Raw genomic sequence first — 17,557 nt, 5'->3', positions numbered from 1 at the left:
AAAAATCCCGTTTGGTGACGATGGCGAAGGGGAACCACGCGTTCCCATCTCGAACACGACCGTTAAGCCCTTCAGCGCCAATGGTACTTGAACCGCAGGGTTCTGGGAGAGTAGGACGTCGCCAAGCACAGTGAAAATAACCTTTTGGATAAATATCCGAAAAGGTTATTTTTTGTTTGGATTTAAAGAATTAAAACGGTCTGAAAAGCGGAAAATAAAATGATGCAGCTCCCAGTTGCAAATTATCAGAAAACTGCTATAATAAAATTAAAGTCAAAGAAAGTCAAAGTCAATTTACTTCTCGTAAGGAGGTCGAATTGATGCGTAATGTCTCGGAAGTCATCGAGCAATACCTGAAAAGTATTTTGCAGTTAAGCGATGAAGGCGTAGTAGATATACAACGTAACGATTTGGCGGATCAATTTGAATGTGTTCCTTCTCAAATTAATTATGTCATCAGTACCCGGTTTACATTGGAAAAGGGTTATATTGTAGAGAGCAAACGCGGCGGCGGCGGTTATATCCGCATTCAAAAAATCGAGCTGAACGCTCACGGGTCTGTTCTCGATCTTATTTTCAAAACGATTTGCTCACAGATCGATCAAGGAACCTCAGAGGGCTTGCTTTACCAGTTGGAGGAAAGTGGATATATTACCGCAAGAGAAGCAGCGATGATGAGAGCAGCGATCTCTAGAGACGTTCTCCAACTGAAGCTGCCTCTCCGGGATGAGATCCGTGCCAAGATTTTAAAAGCCATGTTGATTTCCTTGTTGAGCAAATAAGGAGGGATTCCAATGATTTGTCAGGAGTGCGGCAAAAAACAGGCAACACTTCATTTTACCAAAATTCTTAATGGGGAAAAAACGGAATTTCACATTTGTGAATCATGCGCAAGAGACAAGGGAGAATTAATCCCCGGGACACCGAATGGGTTTTCGATTCATAATTTACTCTCAGGGCTCCTGGACTTCGATCCTGCCAGCCAAGGCTTAACCCCTAAAGCCCAGCCAAGCCGTTGTGAGAATTGCGGATTAACGTACAGCCAGTTCAGCAAAGTAGGCAGATTTGGCTGCAGCTCTTGTTATAAATACTTCGATGAAAAGCTGGATCCTTTATTTAAACGAGTTCATGGCAGCACCGTTCACACAGGAAAGGTTCCTAAACGTTCAGGTGGGTTAATAAAGCATAAGCGGGAAATCGAATGCTTGAAGAAAGAGCTTTTGCATCGAATTGAAAATGAAGAATTTGAGCAAGCGGCTGAGCTTCGGGACGAGATTCGTAACTTGGAGAAAAAAGTACTAGAAGGATAAGTTTAGTTCCTTTGAGCAGGCAGGAGGCAAGCTTATGGTAACAAATCGGTTTACAGAACAAGCCTTAAGTGATTGGATGAAGGGTGAAAGCCCCGACTCAGATATTGTAATCAGCAGCAGAGTACGTATTGCCAGAAACCTGCAGTCGCATCCTTTTCCTATGTTATCGACAAGTGATCAGTCCAAGGAAGTGCTGGATCAGTTAACGGGCCTTTTGCAGAATGAGGAATTACGGACGATTAGTGATTTCTCGATCCTGAACTTGGACGAATTGGATGAGCTTGAAAAGCGAGTGCTGGTAGAAAAACATTTGATCAGTCCCGCTTTAGCTAATGAGTCGCGCAACGGGGCCGTTATTTTAAGCGATAATGAATCCATCAGCATTATGCTGAACGAAGAAGATCATTTGCGAATTCAGTGCTTGTGTTCAGGATTTCAGATTCAGGAAGCGTGGGATTTGGCAAATCAGCTGGACGATGTTTTTGAAGAGCAGCTGAACTATGCTTTTGATGAAAAACGTGGGTATTTAACCAGTTGTCCGACAAACGTTGGCACCGGAATCAGGGCTTCGGTCATGATTCATTTACCAGCATTGGTCATAACCCAGCAAATTAATCGGATTTTGTCGGCCATTACACAGGTAGGCTTGGCTGTACGTGGTTTGTATGGCGAAGGCAGCGAGGCTTTGGGCAATCTGTTTCAGATTTCCAATCAGATCACTTTAGGTCAATCAGAGAAGGAAATTATCGATAACTTATGTGGGGTAGTCACCCAGCTTATCGAGCATGAACGCGGGGCCAGAGAGAAGCTTCAGCTTGAAATGAAAGCAAAATTGGTGGACCGTGTAAGCCGATCCTTTGGCATCATGTCTTATGCAGCGATCATGGATTCCAAGGAAGCCGCTCAGCGACTTTCGGATGTTCGGCTTGGTATTGATTTGGGCATTATCAAAAATGTCCCTATGCAAGTTATGAACGAGCTTATGGTTATGACACAACCGGGCTTTTTGCAGCAGCATGCAGGAGAAAAGTTGAGCTCTGAAGAAAGAGATATACGAAGGGCGCAGCTCATACGGGAAAGGCTCACACCTGAGTAGCGCAGCCATAGGGCGTTATGCTAAAGTGTTAGTAATTTCTTATTTTATAACAGAAAGGTGTGTTATATATGATGTTTGGAAGATTTACGGAACGTGCGCAGAAAGTATTGTCTTTAGCTCAAGAGGAAGCTGTTCGTTTGGGCCATAATAATATCGGTACGGAGCATATCTTGCTTGGACTTATCCGTGAAGGCGATGGCATAGCGGCCAAAGCACTGATTGCTTTGGGACTCGGCTTGGAGAAAATTCAAGACGAAGTGGAAGCTTTGATAGGCCGGGGTCAAGAGCAGCCGACCAACATCGCATACACACCACGTGCCAAGAAAGTTATAGAGCTGTCTATGGATGAAGCACGCAAGCTTGGCCATACTTATGTTGGAACAGAGCATATTCTGCTTGGTCTTATTCGTGAAGGTGAAGGTGTAGCCGCGCGAGTATTGAATAACTTGGGTGTCAGCTTAAATAAAGCGCGTCAGCAAGTTCTGCAATTACTGGGCAGCAGTGAAACTGTAACAACAAGCCATGCTAATACAGTTAATGTAAATACGCCAACGTTGGATGGTTTGGCTCGCGATCTGACTGCTTATGCAAAAGAGGGGCATTTGGATCCGGTTATTGGTAGAAGCAAAGAAATCGAGCGTGTTATTCAGGTGTTGAGCCGCAGAACCAAAAACAACCCTGTGCTTATAGGTGAGCCTGGAGTCGGGAAAACAGCGATAGCTGAGGGCTTGGCTCAAAAGATTATTAACAACGAAATTCCGGAAACTCTTCGTGATAAACGTGTTATGACACTCGATATGGGATCTGTAGTAGCAGGTACTAAATACCGTGGTGAGTTTGAAGATCGCCTTAAAAAAATCATGGATGAAATTCGCCAAGCAGGCAATATTGTATTGTTCATTGACGAGCTGCATACCTTGATTGGAGCTGGCGGCGCTGAAGGTGCTATCGATGCATCCAACATTTTAAAACCGGCTCTGGCTCGTGGAGAGCTTCAATGCATTGGTGCAACGACGCTGGATGAGTACCGCAAGTATATTGAGAAAGATGCTGCTTTGGAAAGACGGTTCCAGCCAATTACGGTTGACCAGCCTTCACCGGAAGAAGCGATTCAAATTTTGTACGGCTTACGTGACCGTTACGAGGCCCATCACCGTGTGAAAATTACGGATGAAGCGATTGTGCAAGCTGTTCAATTATCGGATCGATACATTCCTGATCGTTTCCTGCCCGATAAAGCAATCGACTTGATGGATGAAGCTGGCTCCAGAGTGAGACTTCGCTCGTATACCGTACCACCGGATTTGAAAAAGCTGGAGAGCAAGCTGGAGGATGTGCGTAAAGAGAAAGATGCTGCCGTACAAAGCCAAGAGTTTGAAAAGGCTGCTTCATTGCGTGATACGGAGCAAAAAATGCGTGAGGAACTCGATTCCACCAAGAATGAATGGAAAGAGAAGCAAGGCAGTACGGATTCCGAGGTCACTCCTGAGGATATCGCTCAGGTAGTAGCAAGCTGGACGGGGATTCCGGTCCTCAAATTGGCTGAAGAAGAAACCGAACGTCTGCTCAAAATGGAATCCATTTTACATGATCGTGTCATCGGTCAAGAAGAAGCTGTTAAAGCGGTCAGCCGCGCGATACGTCGTGCAAGAGCAGGTCTTAAGGATCCGAAGCGTCCGATTGGATCATTCATCTTCCTGGGACCTACAGGTGTAGGTAAAACCGAGCTGGCACGTGCGTTAGCGGAATCGTTGTTTGGCGATGAAAATGCGGTCATTCGGATCGATATGTCCGAATATATGGAGAAGCATTCGACCTCGCGTCTGGTTGGGGCGCCTCCAGGATATGTAGGCTATGAAGAAGGTGGTCAGCTTACCGAGAAAGTTCGCCGTAAGCCTTATTCCGTAGTACTCCTGGATGAGATTGAAAAAGCGCATCCTGAAGTATTCAACATTTTACTTCAAGTGCTGGAGGATGGACGTTTAACGGATTCCAAGGGCCGTACGGTTGACTTCCGCAACACGCTGATTATTATGACCTCAAATGTTGGGGCAGATGTGATCAAGAAAAATTCTTCACTTGGGTTCACGGCTAACCAGGATGCAGGTAAAGATTATAGCAACATGAAAGATAAAGTAATGGGCGAGTTGAAGAAAAGCTTCCGTCCTGAATTCCTGAACAGAATCGATGAAACCATCGTATTCCATTCCTTGGATGAGCAGCATATCGGGCAAATTGTGGCATTGATGGCAGCTGACCTGAGCAAGCGTCTTAAGGAACAGGATGTTGATTTTGTTCTCACTGACAAAGCCAAAGCATTTCTGGCCAAAGAAGGCTACGATCCGACATATGGTGCGAGACCGCTTCGTAGAGCGATCCAAAAACATATTGAAGACCGTCTTTCCGAGGAACTGCTTCGCGGCACGATCGTTAAGGGCAACTCGTTGGTGATCGATGAAAAAGATGGAGAGCTGACCGTAGCTCAGTCTTAATTAGCAATCACTTTTTGAACAATCGCTTTAATAAAACAACGAGGCATCTTTCCTTCTACACACAGAGGGAAGGGTGCTTTTTTCTTTGTCAGGGCAAGGGTTTTCATTACTTGTGCAAAATGGTAAACTTTGATGGATACGATTATAATAAAGCTAACAATTGAATTCAGCAGGGAGAATACAGATGGCTAAGCAAAAAACAAAATTCTGCTGTCAGGAGTGCGGATACGATTCGCCCAAATGGTTAGGGAAGTGTCCGGGTTGTCAAGCTTGGAACACGTTTGTAGAAGAGATCGAAACCATATCCAAAACCCAGATGACACATTCTTCTTTACTCCATACGAAAGAAAAGGCAGTATCGATCATAAATATAAAAAGTGGAGAGGAACAGCGCATCCTAACGGGTAATAAAGAATTGAACCGAGTACTGGGAGGAGGCTTGGTTCCCGGTTCCTTGCTTCTGGTTGGTGGCGACCCTGGTATTGGTAAATCAACGCTGCTGCTGCAAACCTCGCATGATCTGACGCAGGTGGGAAAAAAGGTTCTCTACGTTTCCGGTGAAGAATCGATACGACAAACCAAGCTTCGGGCTGATCGATTGAATGCGTCCTCGGAAATGCTGTATGTCCTTTGTGAAACGAACCTGGAGCTGATAGAAGAGTCTATTGCTGAGGTGCAACCGGATTTTCTGGTGATCGATTCGATCCAAACGGTATACCATCCAGCCGTCACCTCGGCACCCGGGAGTGTATCCCAAGTTAGAGAATGCACAGGCCATTTTATGCGAATTGCCAAAATCAAAGGTATTGCCACGGTGCTTGTGGGTCATGTTACTAAAGAAGGGGCAATTGCCGGCCCGCGGATGCTCGAACATATGGTCGATTGTGTGCTTTATTTTGAAGGAGAAAGGCACCACTCCTATCGGCTCCTTCGTGCCGTGAAAAACCGGTTTGGGTCAACGAACGAAATCGGTATTTTTGAGATGCGGGAAACGGGCTTGGTTGAGGTCAACAATCCCTCGGAGCTATTTTTATCGGAAAGGCCACTTGGGGTTGCTGGTTCTACGGTTGTAGCCAGTATGGAGGGAACAAGACCTGTGCTTGTAGAGCTTCAGGCTCTTGTATCGTCAACAAATTTCCCTTCACCGCGGCGGATGGCAACAGGCATCGATCATAATCGTCTTGCATTAATAATCGCAGTATTGGAAAAGCGGATGGGCATGTTTTTGCAAAATCAGGATGCCTATGTTAACGTTGCCGGTGGCATTAAGCTGGATGAACCTGCTGTTGATTTGGCCATCGCCGTCAGTATCGCCTCCAGTCTCAGAGAGCAGCCAACACAGCCGTTTGATGTCGTATTTGGCGAAGTCGGGTTGACGGGTGAGGTGCGTGGAGTTTCCCGTGTCGATCAGCGAGTCAGGGAAGCTGAGAAGCTTGGTTTTCGCAGAGTGATAGTCCCTGAGAAAAGCCTGAAGGGCTGGACACCGCCCACGGGCATAGAAATCATAGGTGTAAATACAGTATCAGAAGCATTAAAAGCAGCACTGGGATAGATGTGAAAACAGGGCCGGCAGGGAGGAACAACATGAGCAAGGAAGAAGTAAAGAGAGATGTAATGAACCAGCTATTGCAATTAGTTGCGCCAGGAACTGCTTTTAGAGCTGGTCTCGACAATGTACTGAGCGCCAAGACCGGAGCTTTGATTGTTGTCGGCTACAGTCCGGAAGTGATGGAGCTGGTTGACGGCGGTTTTTCGATTAACTGTGATTTTTCACCCAACTATTTATATGAGCTGGCCAAGATGGACGGAGCGATCATTCTTAGTGAAGATGTGAAGATGATTTTATATGCCAATACCCAGCTGATACCGGACTCCACCATTTCTTCTACTGAAACGGGAATACGGCATCGTACGGCTGAACGTGTAGCGAAGCAAACCTCCAAGCTTGTGGTATCTATATCACAGAGACGTAATGTTATTACCCTGTATCAAGGACACCTGCGTTATTCGTTAAAAGATATAGGCGTTATTCTGACCAAAGCCAATCAAGCGATTCAGACGCTGGAAAAATATAAATCGGTGCTTGACCAGGCTCTGACCAACCTGGGCGCATCTGAATTTGAAGAACTGGTTGCGCTGCATGATGTGACCAATGTTATTCAGCGGGTTGAGATGGTCTTGCGCATCAAGGCTGAAATCAAGCGATACATTGTGGAGCTCGGAACAGAAGGAAGACTCATCAGTATGCAGCTTGAAGAGTTGGTAGGTACGATTGAATACGATGCTTATTTGCTGCTCAAGGATTACGTGAAGGAACTGAATGAGGAGAAGATCAAGGATTTGACTAACAGCCTCAAACGATTGGCATCCGAGGAGATGCTTGACCATTATCACGTGGCACGACTGCTCGGCTACCCAACGGCCAGCAACAGCGCCGAAGAAACCGTTTCTCCAAGAGGCTATCGTGTGCTGCACAAGATTCCGCGGATGCCCTCTACGATCATTCAAAATGTTGTGGAACGGTTTGGGCGTCTCCCGCATTTAATGATGGCTACGATCGGAGAATTGGACGAAGTGGAAGGGATTGGAGAGGTTCGGGCAAGGACGATCAAGGAAGGTTTGAAAAGAATCAAGGATCAAGTATTCATAGACAGACACATTTAGCTTGCAAACAATCAGTGGGTGCCTTAATATAGTAAGAAGTATTAGGGTAAAGTAAAACCAGAGGTGGACAAAACATGCTGACAAAATCTCTTCCCAATATTTTCACAATAGGAAATCTATTTTTGGGAATTATCGCGATCATTCTCGTTTTCAATAAGCAACCGGACTTAGCTGCTATTATGGTAATTATTGCCATGCTTCTGGATGGTTTGGATGGACGAGTTGCTCGAGCGTTGAACGTACAAAGTGAATTTGGTAAAGAATTGGATTCCCTATCCGATGTCATTTCGTTTGGTGTAGCACCGGCTTTTATTATGTATGTTGTGGCTTTTACAGAATTGAATGCCGCAACAGCCTGGATTGCAACTGCAGCTTTTCCAATTTGCGGTGCACTTCGTTTGGCACGGTTTAACGTGATTGCAAGTACTCCTGGCTATTTTATCGGCTTGCCGATCCCTGCTGCTGGTGGTGTCTTGTGTACATTGGCACTCTTTCACAATGAATTAAATACGTTTGTACTCGTGCTAAGTACATTGTTGTTATCCTATTTGATGGTTAGCACAGTCAAATACCCTAATTTCAAAAAAATGGGCATTCCCAAAAAAGCGATCTGGATTACGCCGGTTGTTGTCATCATCGCCGTTGTTGTAGCGATTCAATTTCCAGGAACATTATCTAAAATGATTTTTGTACCGCTGCTTCTTTATGCGCTGTACGGCTTAAAAAAAAACGCTGAACGACTGTTTACAAAGCGTAAAAGGTCTCGTAAATCCGGTGATGATGTGAAGCCGGAAACTCCATCCCTTTAAAATAAGTCGAAAATGAAAAGCATTTATTTTCCGAATTCGGAATTTAAATGCTTTTTTTGTTTTTTTTACATAACTGAGGATTAGGCAGCAAGCTTTTGGTTCATAATGTTAACGAACCTGAACGTATGAAAAGGAGCATGGAGGTGACCCTATTGATGAAAAAATGGTTTCAATGTGTTTTTGCCGTTATTGGAGGTCTATTGAGTTTTGAGTGGAGTGCTATCGTTGGTAAACCTTTTTTTGGTATGCTGGATACCGTTTTTGGTATCAAGGAAGTGGCAGGACAAGGCTATTGGATGATGGTTATCGGGGTTTTGGTATTTTATGGGATAGGCGCTTGGGTAGCTGATTATGGATGGAAGCTTTTGCAGCGCGCAGAGAAGTGGATTGGGCATATCCCTATTGCTGATTTGATATCAGGGATACTTGGGCTTGGGGTAGGTTTGCTGCTGACGGTCAACCTGCTGACGCCTTTTGAGCAAGCTGGCTTATTATCTCCATTCTTGCATACGGTATTGACGGCGATGCTGGGCTTTGTAGGATTTCGTCTGGGCTACGCCAAACGTGAGGAATTCATAGGTTTGCTGACCAAAAGTCGTTCTTCCAGAGAACGTGCTGCAGCAGGTGAAGTGAAGGGCTTTGAGGAACATAAAATTTTGGATACGAGTGTCATTATCGACGGCCGCATTGCCGACATTTGCAAAACCGGATTTATTGAAGGGACGCTGGTTATTCCTGAGTTTGTGTTGGAGGAGCTGCAGCATATTGCGGATTCATCGGATTTGCTCAAAAGAAACCGCGGTCGCCGGGGTCTTGATATTTTGAATAAAATCCAAAAGGAACTGGATGTGAAGGTGCTGATCTATGAAGGAGATTTTGAAGAGATTTCCGAAGTAGACAGTAAGCTGGTCAAGCTTGCCAAGGTACTGCAGGGCAAAGTGATCACCAATGATTTTAATTTGAATAAAGTGTGCGAGCTGCAAGGGGTATCGGTGCTCAATATCAATGATTTGGCGAATGCAGTTAAACCGGTTGTGCTTCCAGGAGAAGAAATTTTGGTCCAGGTTATTAAGGACGGCAAGGAGCATGGACAAGGGGTTGCTTATCTGGATGACGGTACGATGATCGTTGTGGAAGGTGGACGGGAGTTCATCGGGACGACGCTTGAAGTGATGGTGACCAGTGTGCTGCAGACTTCTGCGGGCCGAATGATTTTCGCCAAACCGAAATTATTGGAAAAAGCACTCTGAAACGTATATGATAGAGGAGTGCAGTACCTTTGAAACCATGTTGGAAACACGATGACTCCAGCAGTGTAAGGTTGAAAAGGCGCTAGGATGCAGACGGCAGGTGAATAAGATAAATGAATCAACTGGCGGTTGTTGTGGTGGCTGCGGGCAAAGGATCGCGAATGCAAACCGTAGAAAGCAAACAGTTTCTGATTTTAGATGGAAAGCCGATTCTTGTACATACATTGAGTCTTTTTCAAAAGATGGAACAGGTTAACTCCATCGTACTCGTAACAGGTACCGATGATGTAGAGCGCTGTAGGGGCTATATTAAGCAGTATGGGCTATCCAAGGTGCAATTCGTTGTCGCAGGTGGCCAAGAACGGCAGGACTCCGTTTATAAAGGTTTACAGATGTTGGCAACGGATACGGAATGGGTATTGGTGCATGATGGTGTCCGGCCTTTTACAGCCAAGGAGCATATTATCGCTTGCTGGCATAAAGCAATGGAAACGGGGGCGGCTGTTCTGGCAGTTCCCGTTAAGGATACGATTAAAGTAGTTGACACGACGGGAAAGATTCAATCCACGCCTGATCGTCGAAGCTTGTGGGCTATTCAAACCCCACAGGCTTTTCGCTTTTCAATGCTGCTGGAAGCTTACGAGCAGGCGGAGAAGACAGGATTTATCGGTACGGATGATGCCATGCTTGTTGAACAATTGGGCGTAGGCGTTCAGGTTGTAGAAGCGGATTATTACAATATTAAAATCACAACGCCGGAGGACCTGCCTTGGGCCAATTGGATTATCCATAATGTTAGGGGAGAGAAGGAATCATGATTCGAGTAGGACAAGGCTTTGACGTACACCAGCTGGTGGAAGGACGTAAATGCATTATAGGTGGAATTGAAATTCCTTATGAGAAAGGGCTGCTTGGCCACTCCGATGCGGATGTATTGCTGCATACGATCAGCGATGCGATACTTGGAGCGCTCGGCATGGGAGATATCGGCAAGCATTTTCCGGATACGGATGAGGCGTTCAAAGATGCCGATAGCTACCAGCTTTTGGTGCAGGTATGGCAGTTAGCTAAAGAAGCGGGCTACAAGCTGGGAAATATCGATTCAACAATTATTGCCCAGAAACCCAAGATGGCTCCCTATATTCCGGCGATGGTGGAACGTATTGCTCAAGCACTGGAAGCGGAGCCTTCACAGGTCAATGTGAAAGCGACCACTACCGAGCAGTTGGGTTTTACAGGACGCGGTGAAGGAATTGCTTCACAATCGGTTGTTTGTCTAATAAGAAATGTGCTATCATAACAACTATTATTATTAGGTTAACGGTTTTTAATACAGGAGAGGAGCCATTATGATGTCAGATCATTTGCGTGTAAGATATGCGCCAAGTCCAACCGGTCAATTACATATAGGTGGAGCGCGAACAGCATTATTTAATTATTTGATGGCTCGTAAAGATGGCGGGCAATTTATTATTCGCTTCGAGGATACCGATCAAAGCCGCCATATTGAGTCTGGAGTCAGCAATCAACTGGATGGATTAAAGTGGCTTGGTTTGGATTGGGATGAGAGTCTCGACATTGGTGGCGAGTACGGACCTTACCGTCAAATGGAGCGTCTGGATTTGTACAAGCCTTTCGTGGAGCAGCTTCTTGCAGGCGGACATGCCTATCCCTGTTATTGTTCCGAGGAGGAGCTGGAGCAGGAGCGTGCCGAGCAGGAAGCAAGAGGGGAAATGCCCCGTTACTCAGGAAAGGGCCGTTATTTAACTGCGGAACAAATTGCAGCTTATGAGGCTGAGGGACGTAAGCCGTCGATACGGTTCCGTGTGCCCGAGGGCCGTCTGATTGCATTTAAGGATCGTATCCGTGAGCATGTGGAATTTGAATCCGATGGGATTGGCGACTTCATCATTGTACGCGCGGATGGAATCCCGACCTACAATTTTGCTGTTATTCTGGATGATTATTTGATGAAAATAAATCTTGTTATTCGCGGCGAGGAGCACTTGTCGAATACGCCAAGACAAATCCTGATGTATGAAGCACTGGAATTGCCGATTCCGGAATTTGCCCATCTGTCGATCATATTAAATCCGGACCGTAAAAAAATGAGCAAGCGTGATGAGTCGATCGTCCAGTTTATTGGCCAATACCGGGATTTAGGTTATTTGCCTGAAGCGGTGCTGAACTTTATTACTTTACTCGGATGGTCTCCAGTAGGCGAAGAAGAGATTTTTACCAAAGAAGAAATTATAGCTCAATTCGATCTAAGCCGTGTGTCCAAAAGCCCAGCTGTATTTGATATGGACAAGCTGAACTGGATGAACAACCATTATATGAAAAAAACGGAGCTGTCTCGTGTCGTGGAGCTTTCGCTGCCGCATTTGCAAAATGCCGGACTGGTTCCACAGACATTGAGCTCCGAGCAGGAAGATTGGATTAACAAGCTTGTAGGCTTGAATCAAGACCGGATGCAGTACGCTGGAGAAATCGTCCAGCTGAGCCAAATCTTTTTTCAGGAAGATGTCACCTATGAGGAAGAAGAAGCAAAGGCTATCTTGGCTGAAGACTATGCGCCGATTGTCCTTCGCGGGTTTCTGGACGAAGTGGAGCGTGCTGAAGCCTTTGAAGCTGAGCTTATTCCAGCTATGCTGAAAGCTGTCCAGAAGGCCACAGGCTATAAAGGCAAGCCGCTTTTTATGTCGATTCGTGTCGCCTTAACAGGTCAAACGCATGGACCTGACCTCAATATGACCGTGTTTTTGCTGGGAAAAGAAAAGGTTGTTGCACGTTTGAACAAATTATTGTAAACCGAATACTTTTTCGTTATACTGATTCTAATATAACAATCGTGGCGTAGATCAGGAGAGTACAATCGAGTAAGGGTTTAACAGAGAGGACAACCGCGGCCATACAGCCCGAGCTGAAAGCTGTCCATATCCTGTCGCTTGGAAATGCACCTGGGAGCCGTATTGACGAGCTGCTTCAGATGGATGCCTATAATAGGCATAGCTGAAGTCAAGGTAGTCTTACCGTACCTGTTCACGTTACGAACAGTTGAGATGGATAGGATTTATGCTGTCCAAGCAGAGTGGAACCGCGACTTTTTCGCCTCTGCAGCCTTTATGGCTGTGGGGGCTTTTCTATGTGTACAGCTTGTTGGTCAGCCTACGACAAGAAGGAAAGCAGGTGGAATGGCTTGTTGAAGTTCATGCAAGAAGATATCTCGACAATATTCGAAAATGACCCAGCGGCTCGCAGCTGGTTTGAAGTGGTTTTTACTTATTCAGGTCTGCATGCGCTATGGGCGCATCGCGTGGCACACCATCTGTATAAAAACCATTGGTATACGATAGCCAGAGTCATATCCCAATGGAGCCGTTTCATGACCGGAATTGAGATTCATCCGGGAGCTGTCATTGGCCGTCGTTTTTTCATTGATCACGGTATGGGGGTCATTATCGGAGAGACCTGTGAGATTGGCGATGATGTCGTGCTCTATCAAGGGGTAACCCTTGGAGGCACCGGTAAGGAAAAGGGAAAACGCCATCCGACGATCGGCAGCAACGTGGTGATTGCCTCTGGAGCCAAGGTATTAGGCTCTTTTCTTGTAGGCGATAATTCACGTATAGGCTCCAATGCGGTTGTGCTCAGTGAGGTACCGCCCAATAGTACAGTTGTAGGTATTCCCGGACGAATCGTGAAGCGGGATGGAGTTCGTGTAGGACGGTTGGATCATAATAATTTGCCCGATCCGGTTATCGATATGTTTCGACAGCTGCAGCAGCAGATTGATGATTTGAAATTGGAAGTAGAGACGATTAAACAGACAAGTGGAGGTAGCCAGGATCATGGTGCTTAAAATTTACAATACACTAACAAGAGCAAAGGATGAATTTCAGCCTTTGGAGCCTGGAAAAGTAAAAATGTACGTATGCGGTCCGACTGTATATGATTACATTCATATAGGGAATGCGCGTCCGATGGTGTTTTTTGACGTCGTTCGCAGATATTTGGAATCGATCAACTACGAGGTCAACTATGTGGTTAATTTTACCGATGTGGACGATAAGCTCATTAAGAAAGCAGCGCAATTGGAATTAACCGTCCCTGAAGTGGCCGATATGTTTATTCAAAAGTTTTACGAGGATACGGAAGGCCTGGGTATCCGCAAAGCCACACTGAACCCGCGTGTAACCGAAAATATTGACGAAATCATCGTATTCATTGAGGGTCTTTTCGAAAAGAATTTCGCTTATGAGCGTGGCGGTGATGTATATTTCCGTACAACGCAATTCGCAGAATATGGCAAGCTGTCGCATCAAAATCTGGAAGAATTGCAATTTGGCATCCGTGTAGAGGTTGACGACCGCAAGGAAAATCCGCAGGATTTTGTACTCTGGAAGGCTGCTAAGCCAGGTGAGATTTCATGGGACAGCCCATGGGGACAGGGACGACCCGGCTGGCATATAGAGTGCTCCGCGATGGTACGCAAATATTTAGGTGATACGATCGATATCCACGGGGGAGGGCAGGATCTGCAGTTCCCTCATCATGAATGTGAAATTGCACAATCCGAATGCTTAACTGGCCACCCTATGGCTAACTACTGGATGCATAATGGGTATATTAATATTGATAATGAAAAAATGTCGAAATCACTCGGAAATGGTGTCAATGTCCATCAGCTGTTACAAACGATCAACCCGCAAACGTTGCGTTACTTCATGCTATCGGTTCATTATCGCAACCCATTGAACTTCAGTAAAGAAAGCATGGAGCAAGCTAATAATGGATTGGCGCGAATCGAGAATTGCCTGGCCAATATTAAGCATCGTCTGTCTACAGCTGGTGAAGGAGAGGTTGCTGAAGAAATCGCACACGCAGTAGCTGAAGTGCAGCGGCAATTCGAATTGAAAATGAATGATGATTTCAATACACCGGATGCGATTACAGCTGTATTTGAATTGGTTAGCGCAGCAAACCTGTATGTCCAGCAGGCAGAGGTGACACGCAGCTCGCTGCAGCTGCTGCTGGAACGTTTTGAAACGATGGATAAAGTATTGGGAATATTAGCCCAACCAGCGGAGCAGCTGCTGGATCAGGAAATCGAACAATTGATTATAGACCGTACGGAAGCCCGTAAGTCCAAAAACTGGGCGCGTGCCGATGAAATCCGTGATCTGTTGACGGAAAAGGGGATTACACTGGAGGATACGGCACAAGGTATTCGTTGGCGGAGGAAATAATGAGCCAAGAGCCCTTTGTTATGGAGACCGACTTATTTTGCTTCCCTCCCGCCAAAGAACCAAAGCTGCTAGGTCCAATCGTACTCGCCTATATCGGTGATGCGATCTATGAGGTATTTATTCGACAATACGTCATATCAATGGCCAATCAACGACCGAATCATTTGCATCGTCTGTCAACACAATATGTTTCGGCGAGGGCGCAGGCCAAAAACCTGCAGCGTCTCATGCCGTTACTAACCGAAGAGGAAGCGGATATCGTCAAGCGTGGTCGTAATGCCAAGTCAGGGACATCAGCGAAAAATGCAGATATTTTAGAATATCGCCACAGTACGGCATTCGAATGCTTGCTTGGCTACTTATATTACACGAAGCAGTTGGAAAGGCTTCAATACATCATGATGCAAACAATTGAACCTAATCAGCAGGACGCAAAATGACGATGGCCATTAGTTAAAGCCAGCTTTTGCATAAAGGAGAGCATGAACATGGAGGAAGAAGAATATATTGCCGGCAAGCATTCGGTGCTTGAGGCTTTGCGTTCAGGACGAACGATTAATAAAATATGGGTTGCTGAGGGCGCTCAAAAGCAATTGACCCAGCCGATCGTAACCGAGGCCAAACAAAAGGGGATCATTGTTCAATTTGTGGATAAGCGCAAGCTTGACCAGATGGTCGAAGAGGTGCCGCATCAAGGTGTTGTCGCTCAGGTCGCCGCGTATGCTTATGTAGAAATTGAAGATATTCTGGAATATGCCAAAAGTCGCAATGAAGAGCCGTTTATCCTTATTCTGGACGAGATTGAGGACCCGCATAATCTGGGTTCGATTCTTCGGTCTGCAGACTGTACGGGCGTGCACGGGGTTATCATTCCCAAGCGCAGAGCGGTAGGCTTGACAGCTGCTGTATCCAAAACCTCGGCGGGAGCTGTTGAGTACGTCCGTGTGGCGCGGGTTACGAATTTGGCGCAAACGATTGAGCAGCTAAAAGAACGCGGCGTCTGGGTAGCGGGTACGGATGTAGCTGCCAATCAACCTATTTATCAGACGAATCTGACCATTCCGCTCGCTATCGTCATTGGCAATGAGAATAAAGGCGTAGGCAGATTAATCAAAGAAAAATGTGATTTCCTGCTCAAGCTTCCCATGTTCGGACATGTCAATTCGTTGAATGCCTCTGTGGCTGCATCCGTTTTTATGTACGAGGTAGTCCGTCAGCGGCTTGCTGTGAAATAGATGGTAGCTCCGGCATTCAAGGAGTTTCTCATTGTGGACGGATACAACATTATTGGAGATTGGCCCGAGCTGCAGAAGCTTAAGGATATTAGCCTGGAGGATGCGCGTGACCGATTGATCGAGCTGTTGGCTGAATATCAATCCTTTTCCGGTATCAAAGTATTGCTGGTGTTCGATGCCTACTATGTGCCCGGTCTGGGTGGCAAGTATGAGCACAGCAAGCTGCGAATTTATTATACGAAGGAAAAGGAGACGGCGGATGAACTGATTGAGCGTCTGGTTACCGAGCATGTGGGGCGGCGCAAGCAGATTTATGTGGCCACCTCCGATATGACCGAGCAGCATGTTATTTTTGGAAAAGGTGCATTCCGTATTCCGGCCAGCGAGCTTCTGGTCAAGGTCAAGCATGCCAAGCGGGAAATCAACAACAAAATCGAGCAGGACACGTCGCGAAGACGAAATACTTTTGACAGCAAGCTAAGCAGCGAGATGAAAGATCTCTTTGAAAAATGGCGCAGAGGCCGATGACGATAGAATGAATAAAGCCCATGCTGTCGTGAATTCGGTTGACGATAATAGATTACATAATGTATACTTATCCTATCTTTTAGGATCAAGTAGATTATGAGTCTTGCCTAGGCCGGAGGGATTATTTTGAGTGTCGACCTCAAAGAATTGAGAATGTGCGAATACGACCTCAAGGCAGATGAAGACATTGTCGAAGCGGTCCGCGAAGGGGATAGCGACGCATTGGAGTACTTGATTAACAAGTATAAAAACTTCGTTCGCGCCAAAGCACGCTCCTATTTTCTAATAGGTGCTGACAGGGAAGATATCGTGCAAGAAGGTATGATAGGTTTATATAAATCCATACGTGACTTTCGTGGAGACAAGCTCGCCTCCTTCAAAGCCTTTGCTGAACTTTGCATCACCCGTCAAATCATTACGGCGATCAAAACCGCAACCCGCCAGAAGCATATTCCTCTTAACTCCTATGTTTCGCTCGATAAACCGATTTATGATGAAGACTCCGATCGAACCCTGCTTGATGTCATCTGCGGATCACGTGTGACCGATCCTGAGGAATTGATTATTAACCAAGAAGAATTCAGCGGGTTGGAAGATAAAATGGGTGAAATCTTAAGCGATCTGGAACGCAGAGTACTGATGCTATATTTAGACGGCCGTTCCTATCAGGAAATTGCAGTAGATCTGGATCGTCACGTGAAGTCGATTGATAATGCTTTGCAGCGTGTCAAGCGAAAGCTGGAACGGTATTTGGAAGTTAGAGATGCAAGGTAAAGCGCCTGTTGATGATACGGTGCTTTATTTTTTTTGCTGGTTTAGTTTCCCGCTTCTTCGTATATACTGGTAAATAGGTTTTCCTTGACATGAAAATAGCGCTATGCTAAAGTAATCAGGTAGCCTTAAAACTGGTAGGCTTTTTTTGCT

At 45.8% G+C, this 17,557-nt stretch carries 17 protein-coding genes and 1 rRNA gene; all 18 read left to right on the top strand.

Translation table 11 applies throughout. The annotated features are described in order from the left end of the window. Positions 1 to 10: 10 nt before the first annotated feature. Positions 11 to 127 (top strand): 5S ribosomal RNA (gene rrf, locus LRL21_RS41420). A gap of 193 nt (positions 128 to 320) precedes the next feature. Then, positions 321 to 782 carry a CtsR family transcriptional regulator gene (locus tag LRL21_RS41415; protein WP_240421597.1) on the top strand — a complete coding sequence of 154 codons (462 nt, stop codon included), beginning with the start codon at positions 321 to 323 and terminating at the stop codon, positions 780 to 782. A gap of 12 nt (positions 783 to 794) precedes the next feature. Continuing rightward, positions 795 to 1,310: a protein-arginine kinase activator protein McsA gene (locus tag LRL21_RS41410; protein WP_076237545.1), complete on the top strand. Its 516-nt coding sequence runs from the start codon at positions 795 to 797 to the stop codon at positions 1,308 to 1,310. 34 nt (positions 1,311 to 1,344) lie between these two features. Further along, complete coding sequence (locus LRL21_RS41405) at positions 1,345 to 2,406, top strand: protein-arginine kinase McsB (protein WP_240421596.1); 1,062 nt, start codon at positions 1,345 to 1,347, stop codon at positions 2,404 to 2,406. A gap of 68 nt (positions 2,407 to 2,474) precedes the next feature. Beyond that, the gene (gene clpC, locus LRL21_RS41400) at positions 2,475 to 4,898 is read left to right on the top strand and encodes an ATP-dependent protease ATP-binding subunit ClpC (protein WP_240421595.1); all 2,424 of its coding nucleotides are present in this window, start codon (positions 2,475 to 2,477) and stop codon (positions 4,896 to 4,898) included. Positions 4,899 to 5,082: 184 nt separating this feature from the next. Then, the gene (gene radA / locus LRL21_RS41395; RefSeq protein ID WP_240421594.1) at positions 5,083 to 6,450 is read left to right on the top strand and encodes a DNA repair protein RadA; all 1,368 of its coding nucleotides are present in this window, start codon (positions 5,083 to 5,085) and stop codon (positions 6,448 to 6,450) included. A 32-nt stretch (positions 6,451 to 6,482) separates the two neighbouring features. Continuing rightward, positions 6,483 to 7,562: a DNA integrity scanning diadenylate cyclase DisA gene (gene disA, locus LRL21_RS41390; protein ID WP_240421593.1), complete on the top strand. Its 1,080-nt coding sequence runs from the start codon at positions 6,483 to 6,485 to the stop codon at positions 7,560 to 7,562. Positions 7,563 to 7,636: 74 nt separating this feature from the next. Then, entirely contained in the window at positions 7,637 to 8,371 is a 735-nt protein-coding gene (gene pssA / locus LRL21_RS41385) for a CDP-diacylglycerol--serine O-phosphatidyltransferase (RefSeq protein WP_240421592.1), read from the top strand. 152 nt (positions 8,372 to 8,523) lie between these two features. Continuing rightward, entirely contained in the window at positions 8,524 to 9,621 is a 1,098-nt protein-coding gene (locus LRL21_RS41380) for a PIN/TRAM domain-containing protein (protein ID WP_240421591.1), read from the top strand. A 113-nt stretch (positions 9,622 to 9,734) separates the two neighbouring features. Further along, on the top strand, positions 9,735 to 10,439 hold the full coding sequence (gene ispD, locus LRL21_RS41375; protein ID WP_240421590.1) for a 2-C-methyl-D-erythritol 4-phosphate cytidylyltransferase: 705 nt from the start codon (positions 9,735 to 9,737) through the stop codon (positions 10,437 to 10,439). Beyond that, the gene (gene ispF, locus LRL21_RS41370; protein ID WP_240421589.1) at positions 10,436 to 10,921 is read left to right on the top strand and encodes a 2-C-methyl-D-erythritol 2,4-cyclodiphosphate synthase; all 486 of its coding nucleotides are present in this window, start codon (positions 10,436 to 10,438) and stop codon (positions 10,919 to 10,921) included. Before ispD ends, ispF begins: the two co-directional genes overlap by 4 nt. A gap of 52 nt (positions 10,922 to 10,973) precedes the next feature. Next, positions 10,974 to 12,431, top strand: a complete 1,458-nt coding sequence (gene gltX / locus LRL21_RS41365) for a glutamate--tRNA ligase (RefSeq protein ID WP_240421602.1) — start codon at positions 10,974 to 10,976, stop codon at positions 12,429 to 12,431. Between the two features lie 401 nt (positions 12,432 to 12,832). Continuing rightward, positions 12,833 to 13,483 (top strand): serine O-acetyltransferase, encoded by a 651-nt coding sequence (gene cysE, locus LRL21_RS41360; protein ID WP_083689852.1) that lies wholly within the window; start codon positions 12,833 to 12,835, stop codon positions 13,481 to 13,483. After that, positions 13,473 to 14,870 carry a cysteine--tRNA ligase gene (gene cysS, locus LRL21_RS41355; RefSeq protein ID WP_240421588.1) on the top strand — a complete coding sequence of 466 codons (1,398 nt, stop codon included), beginning with the start codon at positions 13,473 to 13,475 and terminating at the stop codon, positions 14,868 to 14,870. Before cysE ends, cysS begins: the two co-directional genes overlap by 11 nt. After that, positions 14,870 to 15,310, top strand: coding sequence for a Mini-ribonuclease 3 (locus LRL21_RS41350; RefSeq protein WP_240421587.1), 441 nt, complete (start codon positions 14,870 to 14,872; stop codon positions 15,308 to 15,310). The genes cysS and LRL21_RS41350 overlap by 1 nt, the downstream gene beginning before the upstream one ends. Before the next feature lie 48 nt (positions 15,311 to 15,358). Further along, positions 15,359 to 16,105 carry a 23S rRNA (guanosine(2251)-2'-O)-methyltransferase RlmB gene (rlmB, locus tag LRL21_RS41345; RefSeq protein WP_420832563.1) on the top strand — a complete coding sequence of 249 codons (747 nt, stop codon included), beginning with the start codon at positions 15,359 to 15,361 and terminating at the stop codon, positions 16,103 to 16,105. Next, the gene (locus LRL21_RS41340; protein ID WP_240421585.1) at positions 16,106 to 16,633 is read left to right on the top strand and encodes an NYN domain-containing protein; all 528 of its coding nucleotides are present in this window, start codon (positions 16,106 to 16,108) and stop codon (positions 16,631 to 16,633) included. A gap of 126 nt (positions 16,634 to 16,759) precedes the next feature. Beyond that, positions 16,760 to 17,407, top strand: coding sequence for an RNA polymerase sporulation sigma factor SigH (gene sigH / locus LRL21_RS41335; protein WP_076237524.1), 648 nt, complete (start codon positions 16,760 to 16,762; stop codon positions 17,405 to 17,407). Positions 17,408 to 17,557: the final 150 nt, after the last annotated feature.

It is taken from the genome of Paenibacillus periandrae, assembly GCF_022458865.1.
Lineage (GTDB): Bacteria > Bacillota > Bacilli > Paenibacillales > NBRC-103111 > Paenibacillus_S > Paenibacillus_S periandrae.
This window is presented reverse-complemented; position numbering and strand designations above follow the sequence as displayed.

Coding starts and splice junctions, on each gene's coding strand:
- ispD (WP_240421590.1), top strand. CDS start 9,735: ATGAATCAACTGGCGGTTGTTGTGGTGGCTGCGGGCAAAGGATCGCGA.
- gltX (WP_240421602.1), top strand. CDS start 10,974: ATGTCAGATCATTTGCGTGTAAGATATGCGCCAAGTCCAACCGGTCAA.
- ispF (WP_240421589.1), top strand. CDS start 10,436: ATGATTCGAGTAGGACAAGGCTTTGACGTACACCAGCTGGTGGAAGGA.
- pssA (WP_240421592.1), top strand. CDS start 7,637: ATGCTGACAAAATCTCTTCCCAATATTTTCACAATAGGAAATCTATTT.
- disA (WP_240421593.1), top strand. CDS start 6,483: ATGAGCAAGGAAGAAGTAAAGAGAGATGTAATGAACCAGCTATTGCAA.
- LRL21_RS41405 (WP_240421596.1), top strand. CDS start 1,345: ATGGTAACAAATCGGTTTACAGAACAAGCCTTAAGTGATTGGATGAAG.
- cysE (WP_083689852.1), top strand. CDS start 12,833: ATGCAAGAAGATATCTCGACAATATTCGAAAATGACCCAGCGGCTCGC.
- LRL21_RS41340 (WP_240421585.1), top strand. CDS start 16,106: ATGGTAGCTCCGGCATTCAAGGAGTTTCTCATTGTGGACGGATACAAC.
- LRL21_RS41410 (WP_076237545.1), top strand. CDS start 795: ATGATTTGTCAGGAGTGCGGCAAAAAACAGGCAACACTTCATTTTACC.
- LRL21_RS41350 (WP_240421587.1), top strand. CDS start 14,870: ATGAGCCAAGAGCCCTTTGTTATGGAGACCGACTTATTTTGCTTCCCT.
- rlmB (WP_420832563.1), top strand. CDS start 15,359: ATGGAGGAAGAAGAATATATTGCCGGCAAGCATTCGGTGCTTGAGGCT.
- radA (WP_240421594.1), top strand. CDS start 5,083: ATGGCTAAGCAAAAAACAAAATTCTGCTGTCAGGAGTGCGGATACGAT.
- LRL21_RS41415 (WP_240421597.1), top strand. CDS start 321: ATGCGTAATGTCTCGGAAGTCATCGAGCAATACCTGAAAAGTATTTTG.
- cysS (WP_240421588.1), top strand. CDS start 13,473: ATGGTGCTTAAAATTTACAATACACTAACAAGAGCAAAGGATGAATTT.
- clpC (WP_240421595.1), top strand. CDS start 2,475: ATGATGTTTGGAAGATTTACGGAACGTGCGCAGAAAGTATTGTCTTTA.